The 22,295-nt window shown below is 64.9% G+C and carries 22 protein-coding genes and 2 pseudogenes; 11 read left to right on the plus strand and 13 right to left on the minus strand.

Translation table 11 applies throughout. The annotated features are described in order from the left end of the window. Positions 1 to 5: 5 nt before the first annotated feature. From A7A08_RS04980 to mutS, 10 genes and pseudogenes are all read right to left on the minus strand, one after another. Complete coding sequence (locus tag A7A08_RS04980; protein ID WP_069094429.1) at positions 6 to 443, minus strand: Fur family transcriptional regulator; 438 nt, start codon at positions 441 to 443, stop codon at positions 6 to 8. A 37-nt stretch (positions 444 to 480) separates the two neighbouring features. Beyond that, the gene (rimI, locus tag A7A08_RS04985) at positions 481 to 960 is read right to left on the minus strand and encodes a ribosomal protein S18-alanine N-acetyltransferase (RefSeq protein ID WP_069094430.1); all 480 of its coding nucleotides are present in this window, start codon (positions 958 to 960) and stop codon (positions 481 to 483) included. Then, a complete protein-coding gene (tsaB, locus tag A7A08_RS04990; RefSeq protein WP_069094431.1) occupies positions 960 to 1,637 on the minus strand; it encodes a tRNA (adenosine(37)-N6)-threonylcarbamoyltransferase complex dimerization subunit type 1 TsaB in 678 nt (225 codons plus the stop codon). Before tsaB ends, rimI begins: the two co-directional genes overlap by 1 nt. A 15-nt stretch (positions 1,638 to 1,652) precedes the next feature. After that, on the minus strand, positions 1,653 to 2,267 hold the full coding sequence (locus tag A7A08_RS04995; protein WP_069094432.1) for a malonic semialdehyde reductase: 615 nt from the start codon (positions 2,265 to 2,267) through the stop codon (positions 1,653 to 1,655). Beyond that, positions 2,260 to 2,823, minus strand: coding sequence for a NifU family protein (locus A7A08_RS05000; protein ID WP_069094433.1), 564 nt, complete (start codon positions 2,821 to 2,823; stop codon positions 2,260 to 2,262). The genes A7A08_RS04995 and A7A08_RS05000 overlap by 8 nt, the downstream gene beginning before the upstream one ends. Before the next feature lie 221 nt (positions 2,824 to 3,044). After that, positions 3,045 to 3,755 (minus strand): universal stress protein, encoded by a 711-nt coding sequence (locus A7A08_RS17290; RefSeq protein WP_342586624.1) that lies wholly within the window; start codon positions 3,753 to 3,755, stop codon positions 3,045 to 3,047. 50 nt (positions 3,756 to 3,805) lie between these two features. Continuing rightward, positions 3,806 to 4,842: pseudogene (gene trpS / locus A7A08_RS05010) on the minus strand (tryptophan--tRNA ligase). Between the two features lie 129 nt (positions 4,843 to 4,971). Next, positions 4,972 to 6,534 (minus strand): murein biosynthesis integral membrane protein MurJ, encoded by a 1,563-nt coding sequence (gene murJ, locus A7A08_RS05015; protein WP_069094434.1) that lies wholly within the window; start codon positions 6,532 to 6,534, stop codon positions 4,972 to 4,974. A 68-nt stretch (positions 6,535 to 6,602) separates the two neighbouring features. After that, positions 6,603 to 9,377: a [protein-PII] uridylyltransferase gene (locus A7A08_RS05020; RefSeq protein ID WP_069094435.1), complete on the minus strand. Its 2,775-nt coding sequence runs from the start codon at positions 9,375 to 9,377 to the stop codon at positions 6,603 to 6,605. Between the two features lie 70 nt (positions 9,378 to 9,447). Then, positions 9,448 to 12,222: a DNA mismatch repair protein MutS gene (gene mutS / locus A7A08_RS05025; RefSeq protein ID WP_083226468.1), complete on the minus strand. Its 2,775-nt coding sequence runs from the start codon at positions 12,220 to 12,222 to the stop codon at positions 9,448 to 9,450. A gap of 182 nt (positions 12,223 to 12,404) precedes the next feature. On the opposite strand from mutS, the gene rph reads away from it, so the two are divergent. The 3 genes from rph to hemW are packed head-to-tail and all read left to right on the plus strand — an operon-like array spanning position 12,405 to position 14,939. Then, entirely contained in the window at positions 12,405 to 13,118 is a 714-nt protein-coding gene (rph, locus tag A7A08_RS05030; protein WP_069094436.1) for a ribonuclease PH, read from the plus strand. A gap of 8 nt (positions 13,119 to 13,126) precedes the next feature. Further along, on the plus strand, positions 13,127 to 13,762 hold the full coding sequence (gene rdgB, locus A7A08_RS05035) for an RdgB/HAM1 family non-canonical purine NTP pyrophosphatase (protein ID WP_069094673.1): 636 nt from the start codon (positions 13,127 to 13,129) through the stop codon (positions 13,760 to 13,762). After that, entirely contained in the window at positions 13,737 to 14,939 is a 1,203-nt protein-coding gene (gene hemW, locus A7A08_RS05040; protein ID WP_083226469.1) for a radical SAM family heme chaperone HemW, read from the plus strand. The genes rdgB and hemW overlap by 26 nt, the downstream gene beginning before the upstream one ends. A gap of 16 nt (positions 14,940 to 14,955) precedes the next feature. Here hemW and A7A08_RS15450 read toward each other — a convergent pair whose 3' ends face one another. Next, positions 14,956 to 15,198 carry a hypothetical protein gene (locus A7A08_RS15450; protein WP_083226470.1) on the minus strand — a complete coding sequence of 81 codons (243 nt, stop codon included), beginning with the start codon at positions 15,196 to 15,198 and terminating at the stop codon, positions 14,956 to 14,958. Then, positions 15,195 to 16,157, minus strand: coding sequence for a penicillin-binding protein activator (locus A7A08_RS05045; RefSeq protein ID WP_169822926.1), 963 nt, complete (start codon positions 16,155 to 16,157; stop codon positions 15,195 to 15,197). Before A7A08_RS05045 ends, A7A08_RS15450 begins: the two co-directional genes overlap by 4 nt. Before the next feature lie 189 nt (positions 16,158 to 16,346). Here A7A08_RS05045 and rsmI point away from each other — a divergent pair, with 189 nt between their 5' ends. From rsmI to gshB, 3 genes are all read left to right on the plus strand, one after another. Next, the gene (gene rsmI, locus A7A08_RS05050) at positions 16,347 to 17,288 is read left to right on the plus strand and encodes a 16S rRNA (cytidine(1402)-2'-O)-methyltransferase (protein ID WP_083226472.1); all 942 of its coding nucleotides are present in this window, start codon (positions 16,347 to 16,349) and stop codon (positions 17,286 to 17,288) included. Further along, positions 17,285 to 17,641 carry a YraN family protein gene (locus tag A7A08_RS05055; protein WP_069094438.1) on the plus strand — a complete coding sequence of 119 codons (357 nt, stop codon included), beginning with the start codon at positions 17,285 to 17,287 and terminating at the stop codon, positions 17,639 to 17,641. The genes rsmI and A7A08_RS05055 overlap by 4 nt, the downstream gene beginning before the upstream one ends. Positions 17,642 to 17,723: 82 nt before the next feature. Continuing rightward, a complete protein-coding gene (gene gshB / locus A7A08_RS05060; protein WP_069094439.1) occupies positions 17,724 to 18,671 on the plus strand; it encodes a glutathione synthase in 948 nt (315 codons plus the stop codon). Here gshB and A7A08_RS05065 read toward each other — a convergent pair. Continuing rightward, complete coding sequence (locus tag A7A08_RS05065) at positions 18,668 to 18,904, minus strand: 2TM domain-containing protein (protein WP_069094440.1); 237 nt, start codon at positions 18,902 to 18,904, stop codon at positions 18,668 to 18,670. The genes gshB and A7A08_RS05065 overlap by 4 nt on opposite strands. Positions 18,905 to 18,960: 56 nt before the next feature. Between A7A08_RS05065 and A7A08_RS05070 the strand changes: the two genes are divergently transcribed. From A7A08_RS05070 to A7A08_RS05090, 5 genes and pseudogenes are all read left to right on the plus strand, one after another. Then, complete coding sequence (locus tag A7A08_RS05070) at positions 18,961 to 19,374, plus strand: hypothetical protein (RefSeq protein ID WP_069094441.1); 414 nt, start codon at positions 18,961 to 18,963, stop codon at positions 19,372 to 19,374. Positions 19,375 to 19,460: 86 nt separating this feature from the next. Then, a complete protein-coding gene (locus tag A7A08_RS05075) occupies positions 19,461 to 19,841 on the plus strand; it encodes a hypothetical protein (protein ID WP_069094442.1) in 381 nt (126 codons plus the stop codon). 2 nt (positions 19,842 to 19,843) lie between these two features. Continuing rightward, positions 19,844 to 20,224, plus strand: a complete 381-nt coding sequence (locus A7A08_RS05080) for a hypothetical protein (protein ID WP_069094443.1) — start codon at positions 19,844 to 19,846, stop codon at positions 20,222 to 20,224. A 100-nt stretch (positions 20,225 to 20,324) separates the two neighbouring features. Next, a pseudogene (locus A7A08_RS05085) lies at positions 20,325 to 21,242 on the plus strand (YifB family Mg chelatase-like AAA ATPase); the annotation flags it as partial. Positions 21,243 to 21,313: 71 nt separating this feature from the next. Continuing rightward, on the plus strand, positions 21,314 to 21,784 hold the full coding sequence (locus A7A08_RS05090) for a hypothetical protein (protein ID WP_069094444.1): 471 nt from the start codon (positions 21,314 to 21,316) through the stop codon (positions 21,782 to 21,784). The last annotated feature ends 511 nt before the right edge of the window (positions 21,785 to 22,295 follow it).

The raw sequence follows: 22,295 nt of genomic DNA on the forward strand, positions 1-22,295 counted from the left end.
CTCGCTCAGCCTTTGCTTTTCTTAAGGGGCATGCCGAACAGCTCCAGACGATGGCCGGTGAGCCGGTAGCCCAGCTCCTCGGCGACGCGTTCCTGAAGACGTTCGATCTGCTCGTTGCGGAATTCGATCACCTGACCCGTATTCACATCGATCAGGTGATCGTGGTGGGCGTGATGGGCCGGCTCGTAGCGGGCCCGGCCGTCGCCGAAATCGTGGCGTTCCAGGATGCCGGCCTCCTCCAAACGGCGAACCGTGCGGTAGACGGTGGAGAGGGAGATGCGGGCATCTTGCGCGTGAGCCCTGCGATGGACCTCCTCGACATCGGGATGATCGTCGGCCTGGGAGAGCACCCGTGCGATGACCCGGCGCTGGCCGGTCATGCGCATGCCGTGCTCGGCGCATAGGCGCTCGATCCGGGTTTCGAGGGCTGCAGGCTTGTTCATCGTTCCTCTTTAGGCAAAGAGTCGCGCGCTTCGTTTGCTATCGAGTCGGCCCGTCTTCGGCAAGGCGCTCGTCGAGGGTCAGTCTCAGAATAGCTGCGTCGCCGCCATCGGCATAGTAGGCGGGGCGACGCCCCACGGGCTTCGCCCCGAGGCCGCGATAGAGGCCAAGGGCCGCAACGTTCTTTTCGTCCACTTCAAGGAAGAGATGCTTGGCCCCGCGCTGCTTGAGGCCATCGACCGCGGCTTCGAGCAGGGTCCTGGCGATGCCCTGACGCCTTGTCTCGGGTGCGACGGCGAGGGTGAGAATCTCCGCCTCGTCGGCCGCTATGCGGGTCAGTAGAAAGCCGGTCACGGTTTCGCCCTCGGTGCTCAGAACGCAGAGAGAGTCCCGGGCTTCGAGGAAGATCTTCAGGAGCTCCGCATCCCAAGGCGCCGAGAAGCACGCGGCATGGACGGCCGCCAGGGCTTCGGCATCCTTCACCGCGGCCTGACGGGCCGCGATGCGGGGGCCCTCCATCAGAGCCGCTCCACGGCTTTGCCTGATTGGGGCTTTGCGTCGGGGGGACGCAGATAGAGGGGTCTCAGACCAGGAGTAGGATTCATCGCCCCCAGAGCCAACTCGGCCAGGGCGGAGGCGTCCGGTTGCAGATCGGGTGCCGCGACGGCGAGATCCCTACCGGACGCCGCTGCCAATGCTTCGCCCCCGCTGCCGAGAACGATAGAGATATCGGTCGTGAGAGATGCGACAGCTTCGTCGACATGCAGGAGGGCGGGGGCGCCACGCGGGGTGCCATCGGCGTCGAACCCCCCGAAATAGAGCGAATCGCGGCGCGCATCGACCGCCACGGCGAAGGCTACGCCTCCGTTCAAGCCATCCTGCACAGCGCGGCGGGCCATGACGCTCAGAGAATCCGTGCCCCAAAGCTCGGCACCCGTGGCAAGCGCAAGGCCCCGGGCCGCGGCGATGGCGATGCGCACCCCGGTGAAGCTGCCCGGGCCGGTTGTGGCTGCGATGCGGTCGAGATCGGAATAGGCGATCGCGGACTCCGCCATGGCGGCCTCGACCATGGGCATGAGGGCCTCGGCGTGGCCCCGCGCCATCTCCGCTTCGCGACGGATAGTGACGCCGCGATCGGTGGACGCCACCGCAACGGAGCATTTGCCCATGCTGGTCTCGAGCGCCAGAAGCTTCATGAAAGCCTCCCGCGTCTAGACGATTTTGGCGATGTCGTCGAAATCGGGACGGGGACTGCGCGGCATCAGCTCGCTGTCGTCGCCGTAGCCGATATTGCAGAGGAAGTTCGCCTTATAGGGCGTTCCGGCAAAGAAGGCCTCATCGACGCCGTCGGCATCGAAGCCCGACATCGGCCCGCAATCCAGTCCCAGCGCCCGGGCTCCGATGATCAGATAGGCGCCCTGGAGCGTGCCGTTGCGAAAGGCCGTCTCTTTGATCTTCTCCGGCTTCCCCTCGAACCAGCTCTTGGCATCGGTGTGGGGAAATTGCTCGGGGAGCCGCTCGTAGAACTCCAGGTCGTGGGCGATGATGGCGCAGACCGGCGCCTGCATCGTCTTCTCCTGATTGCCCTTCGAAAGATGCGGCTTGAGCTTCTCCTTCGCCTCCTTCGACTTCACGAACACAAAGCGTGCGGGAAGGGTATTGGCGCTGGTGGGGCCCATTTTCAATATCCCGACCAGCTCGCGGAGGAGCGCGTCCGGCACTTCCTTATCGAGCCAAGCATTATGGGTGCGGGCCGTGTGGAACAGCTGATCTAGCGCCGCCTCGTCGAGAGCGAGCTTCGGAAGCGGAGTTTCGGAATCAGACATTCAGGGGGCGGACTTCCTCGACCTCGGGAATGAAGTGACGCAGCAGGTTCTCGATGCCGTGGCGCAAGGTCGCCGTGGAGGACGGGCAGCCGGAGCATGCGCCGCGCATATGCAGATAGACGATGCCGTCGCGGAAGCCCTGAAAGGTGATGTCCCCGCCATCCTGGGCCACCGCCGGACGCACACGGGTCTCCAGCAGCTCCTTGATGGTGGCGACGATTTCCTCGTCTTCAGGCTCGTAGAACTCTTCGTCCGCCACCAGATCCGGCTGCTGCTGGGCGGCCACTTCCGCGCCGGAGATGTAATGCTCCATGATGGCGCCGAGGATGGCCGGTTTCAGATGCTGCCACTCGGCGTCCTTCTTGGTGACGCTGATGAAGTCGGGGCCGAAGAAGACACCCGAGACGCCCTGAATGGTGAACAGGCGCGCCGCCAGGGGCGAGGCAGACGTCTCTTCGGGCTTCAGAAACTCCATGGTCCCCTCGCCCAGCACCGGCTGGCCCGGCAGGAACTTGAGCGTTGCGGGATTTGGGGTCGCTTCGGTCTGAATGAACATCGCTTGTCTCGATCGCCTTATGGGTTCGGCGCCTCGTAAGGCACTGCTATTTTAGAATAATTCCATATCTAAGAACGCGGCGCTGAAGTTTAAAGTGAAACATAGCCCGGCGGTTCCCTACTAGGAAGATTTGGGAGCCCGATTCGCCCATTTCTCCCCGCGTCATAGGCTCTCCCCGCGTCATAGGCGCTCTCTGCCCACCGGCGCCGATGGCCGCCGCCTCACGCCATGGCGAGGATTTCTTCGGTCGCCAAGCAGCCGGGTACAACGGTGATGGGGATCTGGAAGGTGCCTGAGCGCCCCCCCGCAAGCGACGTGACCAGCGGGCCGGGGCCGGAGGGATCGCGGGAGGCGCCGAGCACCAGAACCCCGATATCGTGATCTTCCTCGATGAGCTGGGTGATCTCCTCGGCCTTGTGGCCTTCCCGGATGATCTCCTCGGGGACGATCTCCTCGAACCCCATGGTCTTGAGCTTCCGCCCGAACAGCCGAAACACCGCCCGGGCCTTGTTATGCCCCTCTTCACGGGCGATTTCCTCGACCCCGAGCCAGTGTTGAAAATCGCCGGGCTCGATGACGTAGACCAAGGCGAGCTTGCCGTCGGTGCGCTGGGCCCGGCTCGCGGCATAGGCGAGCGCGCTTTCGCATTCCGGGGTCTCGTCGACAACCACCAGCAATTTGCGCTTATGGCCTTCGTGGAAGACCTCACGCTTCTTGCGCGGACGAGGCGTGGACGTGCCGCCTGACGCGGATTTGGCAGCAGCCGGCTTTTTCGCTGCAGCCTTCTTGGTCGCCGGCTTCTTCGCCGTCGCGGCTTTCGCGCTCTGCCCGGCTTTCGCGGTCCGCGGCTTGGTCTGACGCCTCGCTGCGGGCTTCGTTTTCTGAGTGGTCTCGGCCATGGCGCGCATGCTGCCATTAAGCCAATCGCCCAACAAGAAATTCCGACGCCTGACGATAGGCGAAAGTGCCGGCTTTTTCGCCTTCAGCTGCCGATCAGGCCGACGATTTCCTTGGTTTTCGCCAGAATCGGATCGGCGATCTTGCGGGCGCGGGCGGCGCCATCCCCAAGAATCTTGTCGATTTCCGCCGGGTCGTTCAGCAGACGACGCATCTCATCGCCGATCGGGGTGAGCTTCTCGGTGGCGAGCTCCGCCAGGGCCGGCTTGAAGGTGGAAAAGGTCGCCCCGCCATATTCGGCAAGCACGGACGGCACGTCCGTATCGGCGAGGGCCGCGTAGATGCCGACCAGGTTGCGGGCCTCGGGTCGCTCCTTCAGCCCATCGACCTCGGACGGCAAGGGTTCGGGGTCCGTCTTCGCCTTCTTGATCTTCTTGGCGATGGTGTCCGCGTCGTCGGTCATGTTGATGCGGGACATGTCGGAGACTTCGGATTTCGACATCTTCTTCGAGCCGTCGCGGAACGACATCACACGCGTGGCCGGGCCGGAAATCAGCGGATCGGGCAGCGGGAAGAATTCCTCCGGAGCCCCCAGCTTGGCGATGGATTCGGCGTAGTCGTTATTGAACTTCTGAGCGATATCGCGGGCGAGCTCCAGATGCTGCTTCTGGTCCTCGCCGACCGGCACGTGGGTCGCGTGATAGATCAGGATGTCCGCCGCCATCAGCACCGGATAGTCGTACAGACCGACCGAGGCATTCTCCCGATCCTTGCCCGCCTTCTCCTTGAACTGGGTCATGCGATTCAGCCAGCCGATGCGGGCCACGCAGTTGAGCAGCCATGTGAGCTCGGCATGGGCCCCGACCTGGCTCTGGTTGAAGACGATGTGCCGCTTGGGATCGATGCCTGCGGCGATGAAGGCGGCCGTGACCTCGCGGATATTGTGGGTCAGCTCGGCGGGCTCCTGCCACATGGTGATGGCGTGGAGATCGACCACGCAGTAGAGGCACTCGTGCTCCTCCTGCAGGGCGACGAACTTCTTGATCGCGCCGAGATAGTTGCCGAGATGCAGATTGCCGGTGGCTGGACGCCGGACAGGACGCGGGTATGTGAAGCGGGCATGCTTCCTCGATCTCCTTCTTCGAACCTGTGGCGTTATGGCGAAGGGGGCGGCGGGAGGCAAGACTTGCTGCGCGAGAGGCGAGCCGCGCCCGCCGAATGCCGGACTTTCGGAGACCCGCAACGACGACGCTAGGCAGCGTTCAAATTCTTGCGGAGCCTGCGCAGGCTCATGACGCCCAGAAGCTCGGTCGCGCCGAAATAGACGGCGAGGCCTCCACCGATCACCACCAGCAGCGCCAGGCCCTGGATCAGGAGACCTTGGCCCGGCATGAACCAGCGATCGAACCAACCTTCCAGGAGATAGACGGCGATGCCCATGACGAGGCTCGCGAGGAGCGTGCCGCGGAAACGCTTCTTGAAGGTGTCGTCGAAGGCGAGGCCTTCCCGGCGTTTCAGCTCGTAGACCAGGAGGCCGAGATTGACCCAGCCCGCCATGGCCGTCGCAATGGCGATGCCGATGGCGCCGAGGATATAGAACAGCCCGAGGCTGAGCACGGCATTGGCGGCCAGGGCGTGGCCGGCGCAGATCATGGGAGTCTTGGTGTCTTCGCGGGCGAAGAAGAGCGGATTGAAGATCTTCACCAGGACATAGGCCGGAAGGCCCAGGGCGAAGGCGACGAGCATGTCCGCCGAGGCCCTCGTGTCGATGGCCGTGAACGCGCCGCGCTCGAACAGGACCCGGATGATCGGCTCGGCAATAAGAATGAGCGCGACCGCTGCGGGGATCGTCAGGAACAGCGCGAATTCGATGGAGCGGTTCTCCGCATCGACGACCGCTGCATGATCGCCATGGCGCAGGCGCTGGCTGAGCTCGGGAAGGAGCACCACGCCGATGGCGACGCCGATGACGCCCAGAGGAAGCTGGAAGATGCGGTCTGCGTAATAGAGCCAGGAGACCACGCGATCTTCGAACGAGGCGATGATCGTTCCCAGCATGATGGAGAGCTGGGCGATGCCGCCGGCGAGCAGGCCCGGCGTGGCCAGACGAACCAGGCGGCGCATGTCGTCGTTCCAGACGGGCGCGCGGAGCTTCAGAGTGAGACCGTATTTGGCGGCCGCGAAGATCATCGCCGCAACCTGAACCGCGCCGGAGACGGTGATGGCCCAGGCGAGCACATGGCCCACCAGAGGCTGGTTCTCGCTGATGCCGAAAGCGACGCAGCCCAGTAGCGCCAGGATCAGCACGACATTGAGAAGCGTGGGCACGAACGCCGCGACGGCGAAACGGCCGAGGGCATTCAGCATGCCGCTATAGAGGGCCACCAGGGACATGCAGAGCAGATAGGGCAGTGCGATGCGTCCGAGGCTGACGGCGAGGGCGAACTTGTCGGGATCGGCGGAGAAGCCCGGAGCCAGGAGCAGCATCAACCAGGGCATGGCGATCTCGCCCAGCAGCGTGAAGACGATGAGGACGACGGCCAGCCCCGCCATGGCGCGCTCGGCGAAGGCGCGTGCGTCCGCTTCGCCTTCCCCGTGATAGCGCTTGGTGAAGAGCGGCACGAAGGCGGAATCGAAGGCGCCTTCGGCGAACAGGCGGCGGAACAGGTTCGGGATGCGGAAGGCGACGAAGAAGGCGTCGGCGGTCGCGCTCGCGCCAAGCAGCGCCGCAAGCAGCATATCCCGCGCAAAGCCGAGAACGCGGCTCAGGACGGTCATGCCGCCGACAGTGGCGAAGGCGCGATACAGGGCCATGGGTGCGGGAGCCTAAAGGCGGATGAGACGTGTGTCCGGCGGCAGGATCATGGAGTGGCCGGCCTCGTTCATCCGGCCACGGGCTCTTGAGCCGTCTCGCCGGCGAGCACCCGTTTCAGTTCGTCGCGGATGGCGGCTTCATGGCGGCGGCTGGCGATCTTGTTGCCCTGGAGATCGGTCACGTAGAACACGTCCACCGCCTTCTCGCCGAAGGTCGCGATATGCGCCGTCGCGATATCGAGCTTTAGATCGGTGAACGCCCGGGTGATCTCGTAGAGGAGGCCGGGCCTGTCGAGACCGTTGACCTCGATCACGGTGTGATCGTCGGACAAGGTGTTGTCGATGATCACCTGGGGTTCGACGGTGAAGGCCGCCACCTTGGAGCGCGGCTTCCGATCCTCGGCGATGATATCGGAGAAATAGAGCTCGCCGCTCAGCAGCTTCTCGATGGTATTTGCGATGCGCCCGGCACGGCGTTCCTCGTCGTCGGCGAGATCGAACTCCCGCTCCAGATGGATGGTGTCGAGCGCCATGTCGTCGAGGGTCGTGGAGATCTGCGCATCGGCGATATCGGCGCCGGCACGATGGCAAGCGCCGGCGATCATGGAAAGCAGGCGCGGGTGGTTAGGAGCCAGGATACTGATCTGGGTGACGGCCCGGAACGCATCCGTCGAGATATGGGTGGCGAGAAGCTTGCCCTTCTCCTCCGCCTCGCGAACCAGCTTCGCGTGCTCCACCATGAGATCCAGGTCGGTCCGGAGCCAATAGTCCGGGCTTTGCCGGTCGATGAAGCGTTCGACGATCTCCTTCGGCCAATCGTCGAGACGCTCCCGAAGCACGGCGCGGGTCTGATTGATGCGCTGCTCGCGGCTGAGGGCGGTGCCGCCGCCCAAGAGGGGCTCGGTTTCGAAATAGAGCGTGCGCAGGAGCTGGCCTTTCCAGCCGGTCCAGACGCCGGGCCCGACCGCGCAGATATCGCAGACCGTAAGAATGAGGAGCAGCTTCAGCCGCTCGCGGCTCTGCACGAGATCGGCAAACGCACGAATGGTCTTCGGGTCGTTCAGGTCGCGGCTCTGGGCGTATTGGCTCATCTCGAGATGATGCTCGATAAGCCAGGCCACGGTTTCGGTCTCCGCGGCCGTCAGGCCGAGGCGAGGACAGAGGTCGCGGGCCACCTGGGCACCGGCGATGGAATGGTCTTCGTCCCTGCCCTTGGCGATGTCGTGGAGCAGGCAGGTGACGTAGAGCACGCGGCGATTGTCGATGGTGTTGATGATCTCGCTGGCCAGGGGATGCTCGCGCTCGTAGTCGCCGTTCTCGATACGCGACAGGTAGCCGACGGTGCGGATCAAATGCTCGTCCACGGTGAAGTGATGATACATGTTGAACTGCATCATGGAGACAACGCGGCCGAAATCCGGGATGAAGCGGCCCAGCACGCCTGCCTCGTTCATCTTGCGCAGGGCGTCCTCGACATTGCGGGACTCGGTCAGGAGCTGCATGAACAGCTTGTTGGCGGCAGGGTTCTCCCGGAGGTCGTCGTCGATCAGACGGAAGTTGGATCGTATGGAGCGCAGGACACTCGGCGAGAACGAGACCTGGTGACGGTCGGCCACGATGAACAGGCGCAAGAGGTTCAGCTGGTCGAGCTCGAACACATCCTTGTCGGCGAAGATGCGGCCGTTCTCGATGCGGAAATCGGAGGTGTAGCGAACCTTGAGACGCTGACGCCAGCCGAACGGCGCCAGCAGCGCATTCAGGGCCGGCGAGGATTTCAGCTGCTTCATCTCCAGCGCCGTGCAGACGATGCCAGTGAGATCGCCGACCTCCTTGGCCACCAGGAAGTAATGCTTCATGAAGCGTTCCACGGCCTGAAGACCGCCGCGGGAGTGATAGTGGAGCCGCTCGGCCATGCGCTGCTGGAGATCGAAGGTGAGACGCTCCTCGGCGCGGCCGGTGAGGAAGTGCAGATGGCAGCGCACGGTCCAGAGAAAGTGCTCGCAGCGCACGAAGCTGCGGTACTCGCCTCTGGAGAACACCCCGGCCGACACGAACTCCTCCTCACCCTTGTCGGGATGGAGATGCTTGGCGAGCCAGTGCAGCGTATGGAGATCGCGCAGGCCGCCCTTGCCTTCCTTGATATTCGGTTCGACGCGATAGCGTGAGGCGCCGGAGCGGGCGTGACGTTCGTTGCGCTCTTCCAGCTTGGCATCGACGAAGGGAATCGGGTTGGTCTCCAACACCTCGTGCAGGAAGCGGCGCTTGAAGTCGGCGAACAGGTCCTGGTCGCCCAAGATCAGACGCGCATCGAGCAGCGCGGTGCGGATCGTCATGTCGGAATGGGCCAGACGCACGCAATGGTCGATGCTGCGGGTGGCGTGGCCGACCTTGAGACCGAGATCCCACAGCAAATAGAGCATGAACTCCGCCACGCTCTCGCCCCAGGCGGTCTGCTTGTGGGGCAGCAGGAACATGATGTCGATATCGGAGCCGGGAGCGAGGCGGCCGCGGCCATAGCCGCCGGTGGCGACGATGGCCATGCGCTCCGACGAAGAGGGGTTGTCGACGCGATAGACGTAGCGGGTCGCCACCTCGTAGCTCAGGCGGATCAGGGCATCCTGGAAGTCGGACAGGTTCTCGGCGCATTTCACGCCGTCGCCGTCGGCCTGGAGCTGACGTTCCGCGTGGACGTGCGCCTCCTGCATCAGCGCCTTGAAACGGTCGACCAGGGCCGCACGCAGCGCCGTTTCCTTGCCGGCATGCTCCTCGGCAAGAACCGCCATCTCATCGGAAAGCGCCGCGAAGTCGAAATACGGCGCCTGAACGATCGCTTTCTGGTCCATAAACGGTTCCCGGATTGAACGGGCCAAAACTCTAGAACGAGAAGCTTAACATAGGCCGCGCGGGCCCCGATTACGCGCCCTTCAGCAGGTCCTTGAGCTTGTAGAGCGCTTCGAGCGCTTCTCTAGGCGTCATGCCGTCGGGATGCAATTGGTCCACGGCCTCTTCCAGCGGCGAAGCGCCGGTTTCTTCGGCTTGCGCGGCGGCTGCGCTGAAGAGCGGCAGGTCGTCGGCGAGATCGGACGGCTTGGGCCGCCCATCGGCCCGCTCCAGCTGTTCCAGGACTTCCGCCGCCCGGGCGAGCACCGGCTTCGGCAGCCCGGCGAGCTTCGCCACGTGAAGTCCGTAGGAGCGGTCGGCGGCGCCTGAGACGACCCTATAGAGGAAGACGATGGAATCCTTCCACTCCTTCACCTCGACGGTCGCGTTGGCGGCGCGCTCCAGCTTGTCGGCGAGCGCGGTGAGCTCGTGATAGTGGGTCGCGAAGAGGGTGCGGGAGCCGTTCACCTCATGAAGATATTCCAGAGCCGCCCAGGCGAGCGACAGCCCGTCGAAAGTGGCCGTGCCGCGGCCGATCTCGTCCAGCACGACGAAGGAGCGGTCCGTCGCCTGATTGAGGATCGATGCGGTCTCGACCATCTCGACCATGAAGGTGGACCGGCCACGGGCCAGATCGTCCGCCGCGCCGACCCGGCTGAACAGGCGGTCGACGACGCCGATATGGGCGGAGGATGCCGGCACGAACCCACCCATCTGGGCCAGGATCACGACAAGCGCGTTCTGGCGGAGGAAGGTCGACTTGCCCGCCATATTGGGGCCGGTGACCACCAGGATGCTGGCCTCGTCCTCCTTTCCGTTGGCGACCAGGCGGCAATCGTTGCCGATGAAGGTGCCGCCGCCGGATTTCGCCAGGCTCCGCTCCACCATGGGGTGGCGGGCGCCAGACACGTCGAAGACGAAGCTCTTGTCGACCTTGGGCCGCGCGTAATCCTGATCGATCGCAAGCTCGGCGAGGCTGGCATAGCAATCGAGCTCGGCCAGGGCCGCACCAGCCTCGGAAAGGGGGTCGCGGCCGGCGAGGATGCGCTCTGACAGATCGTTGAAGATGGCAAGCTCGCAGGCCAGCGCCCGGTCCGCCGCCATGGTGATGCGCGCTTCCAGCTCGGACAGCTCCGTCGTCGTGAAGCGCATGGCATTGGCCATGGTCTGGCGGTGGATGAACTTCTCCGTGTGGGGCTGCTCAGTAAGCGCGCCCGCCTGGGCGGCGGTCACCTCGACGAAATAGCCCAACACATTGTTGTGGCGAACCTTCAGGGTCTTGATGCCGGTCTCGCTCGCATAGGTCGCCTGGAGGCCGGCAATGACCTTGCGGCTGCCGTCGCGCAGGGAGCGGTTCTCGTCGAGATCGGCATCGTAACCCGCGGCGATAAAGCCGCCGTCGCGCTTGTTGAGAGGCAGGTCTGCCCCGAGGGCTTCCGTGAGTGCGCGCTCCAAATCCTGGGGGAGCGCCTTCAGCCGCTGGGCGATGGCGTGCAGTTCATCCGGCAGTCCCAGCCCGTCGCCCTGGGTGGCGAGCTCTCCGGCGAGCCCCTTCGCCGTGGCGATGGAGTCGCGAACCGCACCGAGATCGCGCGGACTGGCGCGACCGAGTGACAGGCGGGCCAGGGAACGGGCGAGATCGGGCGCCTCCCGCACGGTCTCGCGGAGGCGCTGGCGGAGCAGCGGCCGGTCGGCAAGATGGGCCACGGCCTCGAGCCGCTGGTTGATGGCTTTCGGATCGGTGAGCGGACTCACCAGGCGATGGGCCAGTTCGCGGGCGCCGGCGCTCGTCACGGTGCGGTCGATGGCGGCGAGAAGACTGCCGCCCCGGTCGCCTTGCGTCGACTTGGTCAGCTCCAGATTGGCGCGGGTGGAAGCGTCGATGGTGAGAAGGTCGCCAGTGATGTGGCGTTTCGGCGGACGCAGAAGCGGCGCCTTGCCGATCTGGGTGATGTGGACATAGGTCAGAAGGCCGGAGAGGGCGGCGAGTTCCGGCTTGGCGAACTCGCCGAAGCTGTCGAGGGTCGCGACCTGGAGGGCATCCTTCAGAAGGGTCTCGCCGCGCCGGGAGTCGAAATGGGCTTTGGGCGCGGGGGTCAGCGCCGTGCCCAGCTCCTCGATCTGGCGGCGGAGCCTGGCGTCGTCGTCGAGGTCGTCGCCGATCAAGACCTCCCGGGGCGCGAGGCGCATCAGCTCGCCGATGAGATCGCTCTCCCGGACCAGCGTCGTCAGGAGCTCGCCGGTGGAGATATCGAGGGCGGCGATGGCGAACTCGCCCGTCTCGGCGCTCGGTCCCCGGAAGATGGAAGCAAGGAAATTGTTGCTGCGGGCATCGAGGAGCGTGTCCTCGGTGAGAGTGCCCGGGGTGACGAGGCGAACCACGTCGCGCTTCACCACCGCTTTGGCGCCACGCTTCCTGGCTTCGGCCGGATCTTCGAGCTGCTCGCAAACCGCGACCCGGTGGCCCGCGCGGATCAGGCGCTGGAGATAGTCGTCGGCGGCGTGGATCGGCACCCCGCACATGGGGATGTCTTCGCCCAGGTGCTTGCCGCGCTTGGTGAGCGCAATTCCCAGGCAGCGCGAGGCGATGACGGCGTCTTCGAAGAACAGCTCGTAGAAATCGCCCATTCGGTAGAAGAGCAGGCAGTCGGCATTGGCCGCCTTCAGCTCCAGATACTGAGCCATCATGGGCGTGGCGCCGGCCGGAGCCGCGGATGCCGGGCTGGGCGACGTCGGCGCGGACGACTCCGTGCCCACCGCTCGCTGCGGCGCCTGATCCTTATCTTCCGTCTTCGCGGTTTCCGCCATGAGACCCGTCTACGTATCGCGAAACTGCGGTGGTATCCCTTGCGCTGCCATCCGGCAAGGCGGCGCGCAGGCTTATCCAGCCCCGGCGGCTTACAGACGCTCCCTGCCGCGATTGGGCCTTTCCCCCGTCATGGGGCTCCTCTAGGGTGCGCGTCCTTTAGGATAATTCGGAGATGCCACTCATGCGCCCATCGAAACGCGCCGCCGAAGACCTGCGCCCCGTAAGCCTTGAGCGGGCGGTGTCGCGCCATGCGGAAGGGTCCTGCCTGGTGAAGTTCGGCGAGACCCATGTGCTGTGTCTGGCGAGCGTCGGCGAGGGCGTTCCGCCATGGCTGAAGGGTTCGGGGCGCGGCTGGGTCACGGCGGAGTATGGCATGCTGCCGCGCTCGACCTCGGAGCGCATGCGGCGCGAGGCGGCGGTCGGCAAGCAGGGCGGGCGGACCCAGGAAATCCAGCGGCTGATTGGCCGTTCACTGCGGGCGGTAACGGACCTTCAGGCCCTGGGCGAGAAGCAGATCACGGTCGATTGCGACGTGATCCAGGCCGATGGCGGCACCCGCACGGCGGCGATCACCGGCGCCTGGGTTGCGCTTCACGATGCGCTGGCCTGGATGGCGGCGCGCAGCATGGTGCGGGAGAATGTGCTGAAGGATCAGGTGGCCGCGGTCTCGTGCGGGCTATACCGGGAGAATGCCGTGCTCGACCTCGACTACGCAGAGGATTCGGAAGCCGAGGCCGATGCGAACTTCGTGATGACCGGGCGCGGCGGCGTGGTCGAAGTCCAGGCGACGGCGGAGGCAGACCCCTTCTCGCAGGAGCAGTTCGACACGCTCATGGGCATGGCGCGAAAAGGCATCGACGAGTTGATCTCCCTGCAGAAGATGACGGTGGCTTGAACGCGACGATGACGGCGAAAGATACATCCCGCCCTAAGGCGCTCCATGCGGGCGACCGGCTGGTGGTGGCCAGCCACAATATCGGCAAGGTCTGGGAGATGGCGGAGCTGCTCGCGCCCTACGGTATCGAGACGCTCGCAGCCGCCGAGCTGAACCTTCCGGAGCCGGAAGAGACCGGACAGACCTTCATCGAGAACGCGGAGCTGAAGGCGCGCTCTGCTGCCGCAGGCGCAGGCCTGCCTGCGCTCGCCGACGATTCCGGGCTCGAGGTAGCGGCCTTGGACGGCGCGCCGGGACTATTCTCGGCGCGCTGGGGCGGGGAGAAGCGGGATTTCAATCTCGCAATGGAAAAGGTGCATGCCGCGCTTGAGGAGGTCGGGTCGGACGACCGCACGGCCAATTTCACCTGCGCGCTGACTCTCGCCTGGCCCGACGGAACGGTGCGCAGCTTCGAGGGCAAGGTGTTTGGAAAGATCGTCTGGCCGCCGCGGGGCGACCAGGGCTTCGGCTACGATCCCATCTTCGTCGCCGACGGCATGGAGCAGACCTTCGGCGAAATCGACCAGGACGAAAAGCACGCCATGTCCCACCGGGCGGCGGCGTTCAAGCAGATGATGGATGCGCTCTATAACAGCGATGCGTGAGGCGGCGACGCCCGGCACGGGCGCCGCGGACGAGCCGTTCGGGCTCTACGTCCATTGGCCGTTCTGCCTCGCCAAGTGCCCCTATTGCGATTTCAACTCCCACGTCCGCCATGGCGGCGTCGATCAGGCGCGCTTTCTCGACGCGTATTTGAAGGAGATGCACTGGTTCGCCGAACATTCCGCCAGGCGCCCCATCTCAAGTGTGTTCTTCGGGGGCGGCACCCCCTCCCTCATGGAGCCGTCTACGGTCGAAGCGATCCTTGCAGAAGCCGGACGGCTCTGGGGCTATGGGGATGATGTGGAGATCACCCTGGAGGCGAACCCGACCTCGGTCGAAGCGGAACGGTTCGCCGGCTATGCTACGGCGGGAGTGAACCGGCTCTCCATCGGCATTCAGGCGCTGAACGACGATGATCTCCGCCGTCTCGGCAGGCAGCACACGGCGAAGGAAGCGCTGGCGGCTCTGGATGTCGCAAGAGCCCATTTCCCGCGCATCAGCTTCGACCTGATCTACGGGCGCGAGGGCCAGTCCATCGCTGCCTGGGAGGCGGAGCTTTCAGAGGCCCTGACCTACGCCGCCGATCACCTTTCGCTCTACCAGCTCACAATCGAGCCGGACACGCCGTTCGCTGCGCGCTATGCGGCGGGTAAGCTCAAGCTGCCACCGGGCGAGGAGGCGGAGGAACTTTATCGCGTGACCCAGGAGCTTTGCGAAGAGGCAGGGCTTCCGGCCTACGAGGTCTCCAACCACGCGAAGCCCGGCTACGAGTCCCAGCACAATCTCGTCTACTGGCGTGCTCACGACTATGCGGGCATCGGCCCCGGCGCCCATAGCCGGCTGGCCATCGACGGCACCCGCCAGGCGCTCTCGGCCCTGAAGCTGCCGGAGGGCTGGCGGGACGCGGTGGATACGAAAGGCAATGGGCTGGAGGCGGCCGAGCTTCTGAGCGACGAAGAGCGGGCCGAGGAATATCTACTCATGGGCTTACGGCTGTCGGAAGGGATCGATCTCGACCGGCTCTCGGGACTGGATGGACGCCAGCTCGACCGCACACGTCTCGCGCCGCTGATCGCCGAGGGGCTCCTTGCGCTGGATGACACCCGCCTCACAGCGACATCCAAAGGCCGGATGCTTCTGGACCGGCTGATCTTCGAGATCGCCGACGCGCGCCTCTGAAAGAGCCGAGCGCCGCCTAGTGCTCGGCGTAGGACCGGCCGTATGACCCGGCGCGGGACGAGAAACTGCGCGGCGCCTGATCGATGACACGCGGACCCGAGGGCTGGACCTCCAGAATCGCGAGGCCGCGTTCTGCCGTGCCGTCGGGCAGAAGGCGGAACAGCCCGTCCACCCCGGCGAAGCCCGTGGACCGAGTAAGCTGGTTCGGCGTGTAGCGATCGCCCGGCGGATTGTTCGAGAGCGAGACGGCAAGACTCACCGCATCGTAGGACAGGCTCGCCAGCCGCGGCGGCTCACTGCCATAGGTGGATTTGTAGCGTTGGGCAAAACGGTTCCAGCCGCTGGGATCGGGCGCGGATACCAGCCGCCAACGAGCGCGCTATTGCTGCCGATACCGGGAGCGTTCCACAGGCCTGTGCCGAGAAGCTGGGTCTTGCCGCCGGCAATGCCGTTGGAGGCGAGAAGCGGGCCGATGGCGCGTAGCTCGTCGGGACCGGCGGGCAGGAAGAGCGCGTCGACCTGCTGACCGGACTTCACAGCACCGGCGACCCGGCCGACGGGCCCGCTCAAATTCGCGCCGCCGCCTGTCGGATAGGTGGCGCGGACCACCGTCCTCCCCCCGGCGGACGCGACCGCCTTGGCGAATTCGCGTTCGGCGATGGTGCCGTAGGCGCTCTCCGGGATCAGTACGGCAAAGTTCTTCTTGCCCCGGCTTAAGGCATAGGACGCGATGCGGCCGACATCGGCCCCGGCCAGGAAGCTCATGAGATAGACGTTGTTGCCGGCGACGTTGCGGTCGCTGGAGAAGGCGATGACCGGAATGCCCGACCGTCCGGCGACGGGCGCCACGGCGCGGACCTCGTCGGCGAAGAGCGGACCGATGATCAGCTCGGCCTTCTCGGAGACGGCGCTCTCGGCCGCTTCGGCCGCTCCTTGCGGCGTGCCCTTGGTGTCCTTGGGGACGAGGGTGACGTTGGGATTGTTGAATTCGAACAGGGCGAGTTCGCCCGCCTGCCTCAGGGCCTGAGCGATCTGGGGCGCATCGCCGGAGCCGGACAGCGGCAGGAGCAGCGCAACCTTCACACCGCCGGAGCCGGTGGGCGCGAGGCCGCCATCGCCTTCGGAGTATCCCCCGCCCCCTCCGCCGGGGCCACCGGTGCAGGCGGCAACGAGGAGCGCGACGAAGATCGCACCCAGGAGGGCCCGCGCCGCGCTCATAAGCGCGCACAGTTTTTCGACTGACCGCATCGGCCTCAGAACTCGCTTTCCCTGCGTTCGGCCAGGTTTCTTTGAGGATTGGTTTGGCCGATTTGCGGCAATTATAGCATGGGCCGGGCCCACGGCCAGGGAACGGCCATTTTCGCCCACTGCGCGCACGCCGCAGGGTTTTCGCTGTAAGGTCTGGCTATGAGCACCCAAAGCGAAACGCCGGAAGACGGCAACGCAACGGCGCTGCGCGGCAGCGTCGCGCGCATGCTGGACGATCTGGCGGCGAAACCTCTTGAACCCGGTCTAAGCCTGGTGGCCACGCCGATCGGCAATCTCGGCGACATCTCATTACGGGCGCTGGACTGCCTTGCGCGGGCCGATGTGGTGGCGTGCGAGGACACGCGCCATAGCGGACGCCTGCTGGCCCATTACGGGCTGAAGGCGCGGCTCCTGCCCTACCACGAGCACAACGCGGCGAACGCCCGGCCGAAGATCCTTGCAGCCTTGCGGGAGGGTGCCGTCGTTGCGTTGATTTCCGATGCGGGCACGCCGCTGATCTCCGATCCCGGCTACAAGCTGGTGCGGGAGGCTTTGGCCGAAGGCATCGCCGTCACCGCCATTCCCGGCGCCTCGGCGAGCCTGGCAGGTCTCAGCGTCTCCGGTCTGCCGTCGGACAGCTTCTTCTTCGCAGGCTTCCTGCCGCCGAAATCGGCGGCGCGGAAGACACGGCTGAAAGAGGTCGCCGGGGTTCCGGCCACGCTGATCTTCTACGAGACCGGGGCCCGGCTGGCCGCCGCCCTGCCCGACATGGCCGAGGTTCTGGGCGGTCGCGATGCGGCGGTCGCCAAGGAGCTGACGAAGCTGCACGAGCAGGTGGCCCGCGGCACGCTTTCCGAGTTGGCCGGAGAGTTCGCCGGGGACGAACCGCCAAAGGGCGAGTTCGTGGTCATGGTGGCTCCGCCGAGCCCGGATCAGACGGAAGCCAGCGACGATGAGATCGCCGCCGCACTGGAGGACGCGCTTGCGACAGAGAGCCTTCGCGACGCAGTGCAGGCGGTGACCGACGCATTCGGCGTCAAGCGGAAGCGGGTCTACCGGCTCGGCCTGGCGCTCCAGCAGGAGAAGGACGGCGGGCGTTGAGCGAGGCCCGGGTCAAGGCCTATCGCCGGGGCGTCTTCGCCGAGACCCTCGTCGCGCTGTGGCTTCGGCTGAAGGGCAACCGCATTGTCGCCCGGCGCTACAAGACCCCTGTCGGGGAGATCGACCTCGTAGCCCTGAAGGGCAATCGTCTCAGCTTCATCGAGGTGAAGCGCCGAAGCTCCATGGAAGCTGCCGCCTGGACCGTGCCGACCCGGCAACGGCGGCGGATCATCCGCGCGGCGCAGTACTGGCTTGCCGGCAATCCCCGCTTCGCCGGCCACGACATCCGCTTCGACGTCGTGCTGACCGCGCCCCTCAGCTTCCCGACCCTGATCGAGAACGCGTTTTCCTGAGTGGCGGATTGGGCCTTTGGAGGCAGCCACGAAGCGATTATATGGGGCGGACGCATTCCTGCACGCTTCCCAAGGACTTCTCATGGCGCTCAAAGTTGCATTCCAGATGGACCCTATTCAGGGGATCGACATCAAGGGCGATTCCAGCTTCGCCCTGCTGCTGGAGGCGCAAGAGCGCGGCCACGAGATCTTCTACTACACCCCGGGCAATCTTGCCCTGAAGGACGGGCGGATCGTCGCCAGGGGCGAGACCCTGAAGGTCGACGACACGCCGGGCGCCCACTTCCACCTGTCGGATCCGCGCGTCGAAGACCTCGGCGATCTGGATGTCGTGCTGCTGCGCCAGGATCCACCCTTCGACATGGCGTATCTGACGACGACGCACCTCTTGGAGCGCATCCAGGGCAAGACCCTGGTGGTGAACGATCCGGCGTGGATCCGGAACTCGCCGGAGAAGATCTTCGTCCTCGACTATCTCGACCTGATGCCGCCGACGCTGATCACCCGGTCGATCGACGACGTGAAGGCGTTCCGGGAAGAGCATAAGGACATCATCATCAAGCCGCTGTTCGGCAATGGCGGAGCGGCGGTGTTCCGCATCTCGCCCGGCGACACGAACCTGAATGCGCTGGTGGAGCTGTTCGGCATCGTGTTCAAGGAGCCGATGATGGTGCAGCGCTACGAGCCTGCCGTGCGCAAGGGCGACAAGCGCATCATCCTGGTGGATGGCGAGTTCGCCGGCGCCCTGAACCGCGTTCCCGCCGAAGACGAGACCCGCTCCAACATGCATGTGGGCGGTACACCCCATCTGTCGGAGCTGACGGAGCGGGAGAAGGAAATCTGTGAGCGCCTCGGGCCGGAGCTGAAGCGCCGTGGCCTGATCTTCGTCGGGATCGACGTGATCGGCGACTACATTACCGAGATCAACGTCACCTCCCCCACCGGCATCCGGGAGATCAAGCGCTTCGGCGGCGGCGATATCGCGGTGATGATCTGGGACGCCATCGCGCGGAAGGTGGCGGAGCGCTAGCTCTTCCTTGCCGGCTTCTTCGCTGTCTTCTTCCCGGCCGACTCGTCCTCTCTGGCGCGCCGGTAGGCGACGATGCCGTGGGCGATCACGCCGACGCCCCATCCGGCGATTACCCAGGGAAACCACAGGTGGTCCGGATTGCGGACGAGGTTCAGAACGGCCAAGCCCGTGACCACCACCAGGAAAACGCCGAGGTGGATGAAAAAACCGCGCAGGCGGGGATTTTCCGGCATATAGAGTCTCCTTCGAGGGTCCGGCTATGGCGCCCCGGACAGTAGCAGTAAATCGTGTGCGCCTTCAGGGATCGACGTTCATAGAAGAGATCAAGGTCTACGAGGCCTCCGGCCTTCTGATTGCGGCGATCGGCGTGGTCATCGCAAGCCTGCCCCGGCTCTTCACGCAATGGCGTACCGACCGACCGGCGGCTTACCGCACGGCGGCCATCCTCCTCCTTTTCGTCGGCTATATGGGGCTCGGCGGCTATCTGCTGATCACCTCGTTTCCCGGTTTCTCCGCCAGGCCGATCAAGCTCTTGGGCTTTGCCGGCACCGCCATCGGCTGGATCGTCTATGGCGCGCTGATGGTGCTCGAGCAGATCGAGAACGACGCCGGGCTGCCGCGCTGGATCACGCAATTCGGCTGGACGGATCTTGGCGCGCTGATCCTGCTGGGAGCCGGTCTGTTCGCGCTTCACGGGTTCTAGAGGCAAACGAGACACGGACCGGTTGCGCGCATCACGGCTTGCGCGCAAGAATGCTTCGCGGGACCTTGCTGTTTGGGGGCGTCGGGATGTTCGAATGGCTTGTGGCGGCGTGCGTCGTCGGCGTGCTGCTGGCCAATATTCCGGCCGCGATACAGCAATTCCGCAACGACCGCGAAGGCGCCATCAAGACCTACAAGCTGATTGGCCTCTATCTTCTCTACATGGCCATCGGCGTCGGGATGTTCGTCGGATTTTTCGCCTCTGAAGGGACCAAGGGCCCGCGAGTGTACCTCGCCTTGGGGGTTATGCTGGCGTGGATCTTCTACGGCATCCTGATCCTCACCCGCCATGTACCCCGCTATCGGGAGATCCCGGGCTGGGTCGCGCGATTCAGTATCGCCGACATCCTCCTGATCGCTCTCATGCTCGGATGCCTCCTCGCGTATCCGCTCGTGCCGCCGGTGTAGCCATGTCCGAGCTTGGTATCCTGATCGCGGTCCTCGCCGTTCTGATCATCAATATCCCGGCGGTCCTCAAGCAATGGCGGGAGGACCGGCCGGGCTTCATCAAGACGGCCTGGATGCTGGTGCTCTACATCGCCTATGTGGGGGTCGGCATCTGGCTGTTCCTTGAGGTGCTCGGCCCCGCGGGCAGCGCCAGGACGAGGGTCTACCTCGCCGTCGGGTTCTCGCTTGCCTGGATCGCCTATGGCGGCCTGCAGCTGCTCCGATACGTGCCGCGGTATCGGGAACCGCCGCAATTTCTCATGAAGCCCGGCGCACTGGATGTCGCTCTGCTGGCCACGATCTTCGGATGCATCGTCGGCTATGGGTGGACCCCGGGCCAATAGCTGGCGCCTTATCAGGGGGTTAGCTTAAGTTCTCTTTTTGTTCTTGCTTCGGCAATAGGTTGTAGTAAAGTTTTCGGCACGTTCCGGGTTGGGGGTGCCGATGTTTGCACGGGTCACAACGGTTGCATTCGAGGGGATCGAGGCGCGCGCCGTCGATGTCCAGGTCCAGATCGGCTCGGGTCTTCCCGCCTTCACCATCGTCGGCCTGCCCGATAAGGCGGTTGCCGAGAGCCGGGAGCGGGTGCGCGGGGCGCTGAACGCCATCGGGCTGGCCCTGCCGCCGAAACGGATCACGGTCAACCTCGCGCCTGCCGATCTTCCCAAGGAAGGCAGCCATTACGACCTTCCCATTGCGCTGGGGCTGATGGCGGCCGCAGGCGCGGTGGCGCCGGATGCGATCGAAGGCTTCGTGGTGCTGGGTGAGCTGGCGCTGGACGGGTCCGTGGCGGCGGTGGCCGGCACATTGCCCGCAGCGATCGGGGCGAATGCCCTCGACAAGGGCCTGATCTGTCCGCGTGCCTGTGGGGCCGAGGCCGCCTGGGCGGCGGATGACATGGCGATTCTTGCTCCCGGCAACCTCCTGGCCTTGATCAACCACTTCAAGGGTCTGCAATCCTTAGGCCGGCCGGAGCCCGCCGCGGAAGCGGAGGAGGAGGTCATGCCGGACCTGAAGGACATCAAGGGCCAGGAGAGCGCCAAGCGTGCCCTCGAGGTGGCGGCTGCGGGCGGCCATAACCTCCTGATGATCGGACCGCCGGGGTCCGGCAAATCCATGCTGGCGCGGCGGCTACCCTCGATTCTGCCGGCGCTGGAGCCCACGGAGATGCTGGAGGTCAGCATGATCCGCAGCCTGGCCGGCGATCTGAGTGGCGGCGCCATCGGGCGGGCACGGCCGTTCCGGAGCCCGCATCATTCGGCGAGCATGGCGGCGCTGGTCGGTGGCGGGACACGGGCACGACCCGGCGAAGCGGCACTGGCCCATCTCGGCGTGCTCTTCCTCGACGAGCTTCCGGAGTTCCACGGCATTATGGAGCAAACTCACCAAATCTGATATGTACATCCCGATATAGATGATGTTATGCATTCGGCATGAAGGACATTGCCGAATATGACCGCCCGAACACCGTTGCTGGCCTCGTCTCCAAACACGCCGAGCTGGTAGCCCTGCGGGAGAAGTACAAAGCCGAGATCAAAAAGCTCACGGTGGACATAGACCACTTGGACGCGGCTATCCGGCTATTCGATCCGAACGCCGACACCTACGCCATAAGGGAGTACGTGACGAAGTATCGGGCGGAGAAGGGTTCGGTGAAGCGCTTCGTGCTGAACACGTTCAGAGAGGCCTCAGATCCCCTCACGTCCCGCCAGATCACTGAGATGTGGACGGCTGACCGCGGCTTGGTGGCTGATGAGGCGACGCTCACCACGATAAGGAAGCGCATCGGCGCTTGCATAAAGACGTGCGTGAACCAAGGTCTGATCGAGGAATGCGGCTGGACCGAAGACCACGACGCCAACGGACCCTATAAGCTCTGGAGACTGAAAAGGGGCGACCGATGAAGCCGCCCCTTTCGTCTCGCTATGCCGCCGGGAAGTCCGGAGGAAGCTGTGAAGCCGCCGGGATGTGTGGGAACCTACGGCCCTTCATCACATCCGCGATACGGCCCTGATTGATCTGAAAATACGACGCGATTCGCGCATAGTTGTATTTCAGACTGCGGGCCAATTTGATCACCGGAACCATCTCCGGTGTTAGTGGCTGATCGTGCATATTTCCCGTCCGATCATACGGATAGCCCTTGAAGCGGGGGCCGGGAAATGCGAATCTAACGGTCTAGTTGGCTGTTAGAGCGACATTCCCAGCACTCCCGCCCAGCGGGTTGGGTTTATCCGCTGACACCACGGGTCGCATTACAGGTCGGGGCCAACCGATTCTGTTTTGCGGCCCTTTGCGTTATCGCCAGATGGCGCGGCGCTCGTGACGCCACCCAGCTAGTTCTATCAGCATCGTCGGCTCCCTCTCTACGGCGGCGAATCCCGCCAAGATGAAGATCATGGAATCGTCTCCACC

The sequence above is a fragment of the Methyloligella halotolerans genome (genome assembly GCF_001708935.1).
GTDB lineage: Bacteria > Pseudomonadota > Alphaproteobacteria > Rhizobiales > Methyloligellaceae > Methyloligella > Methyloligella halotolerans.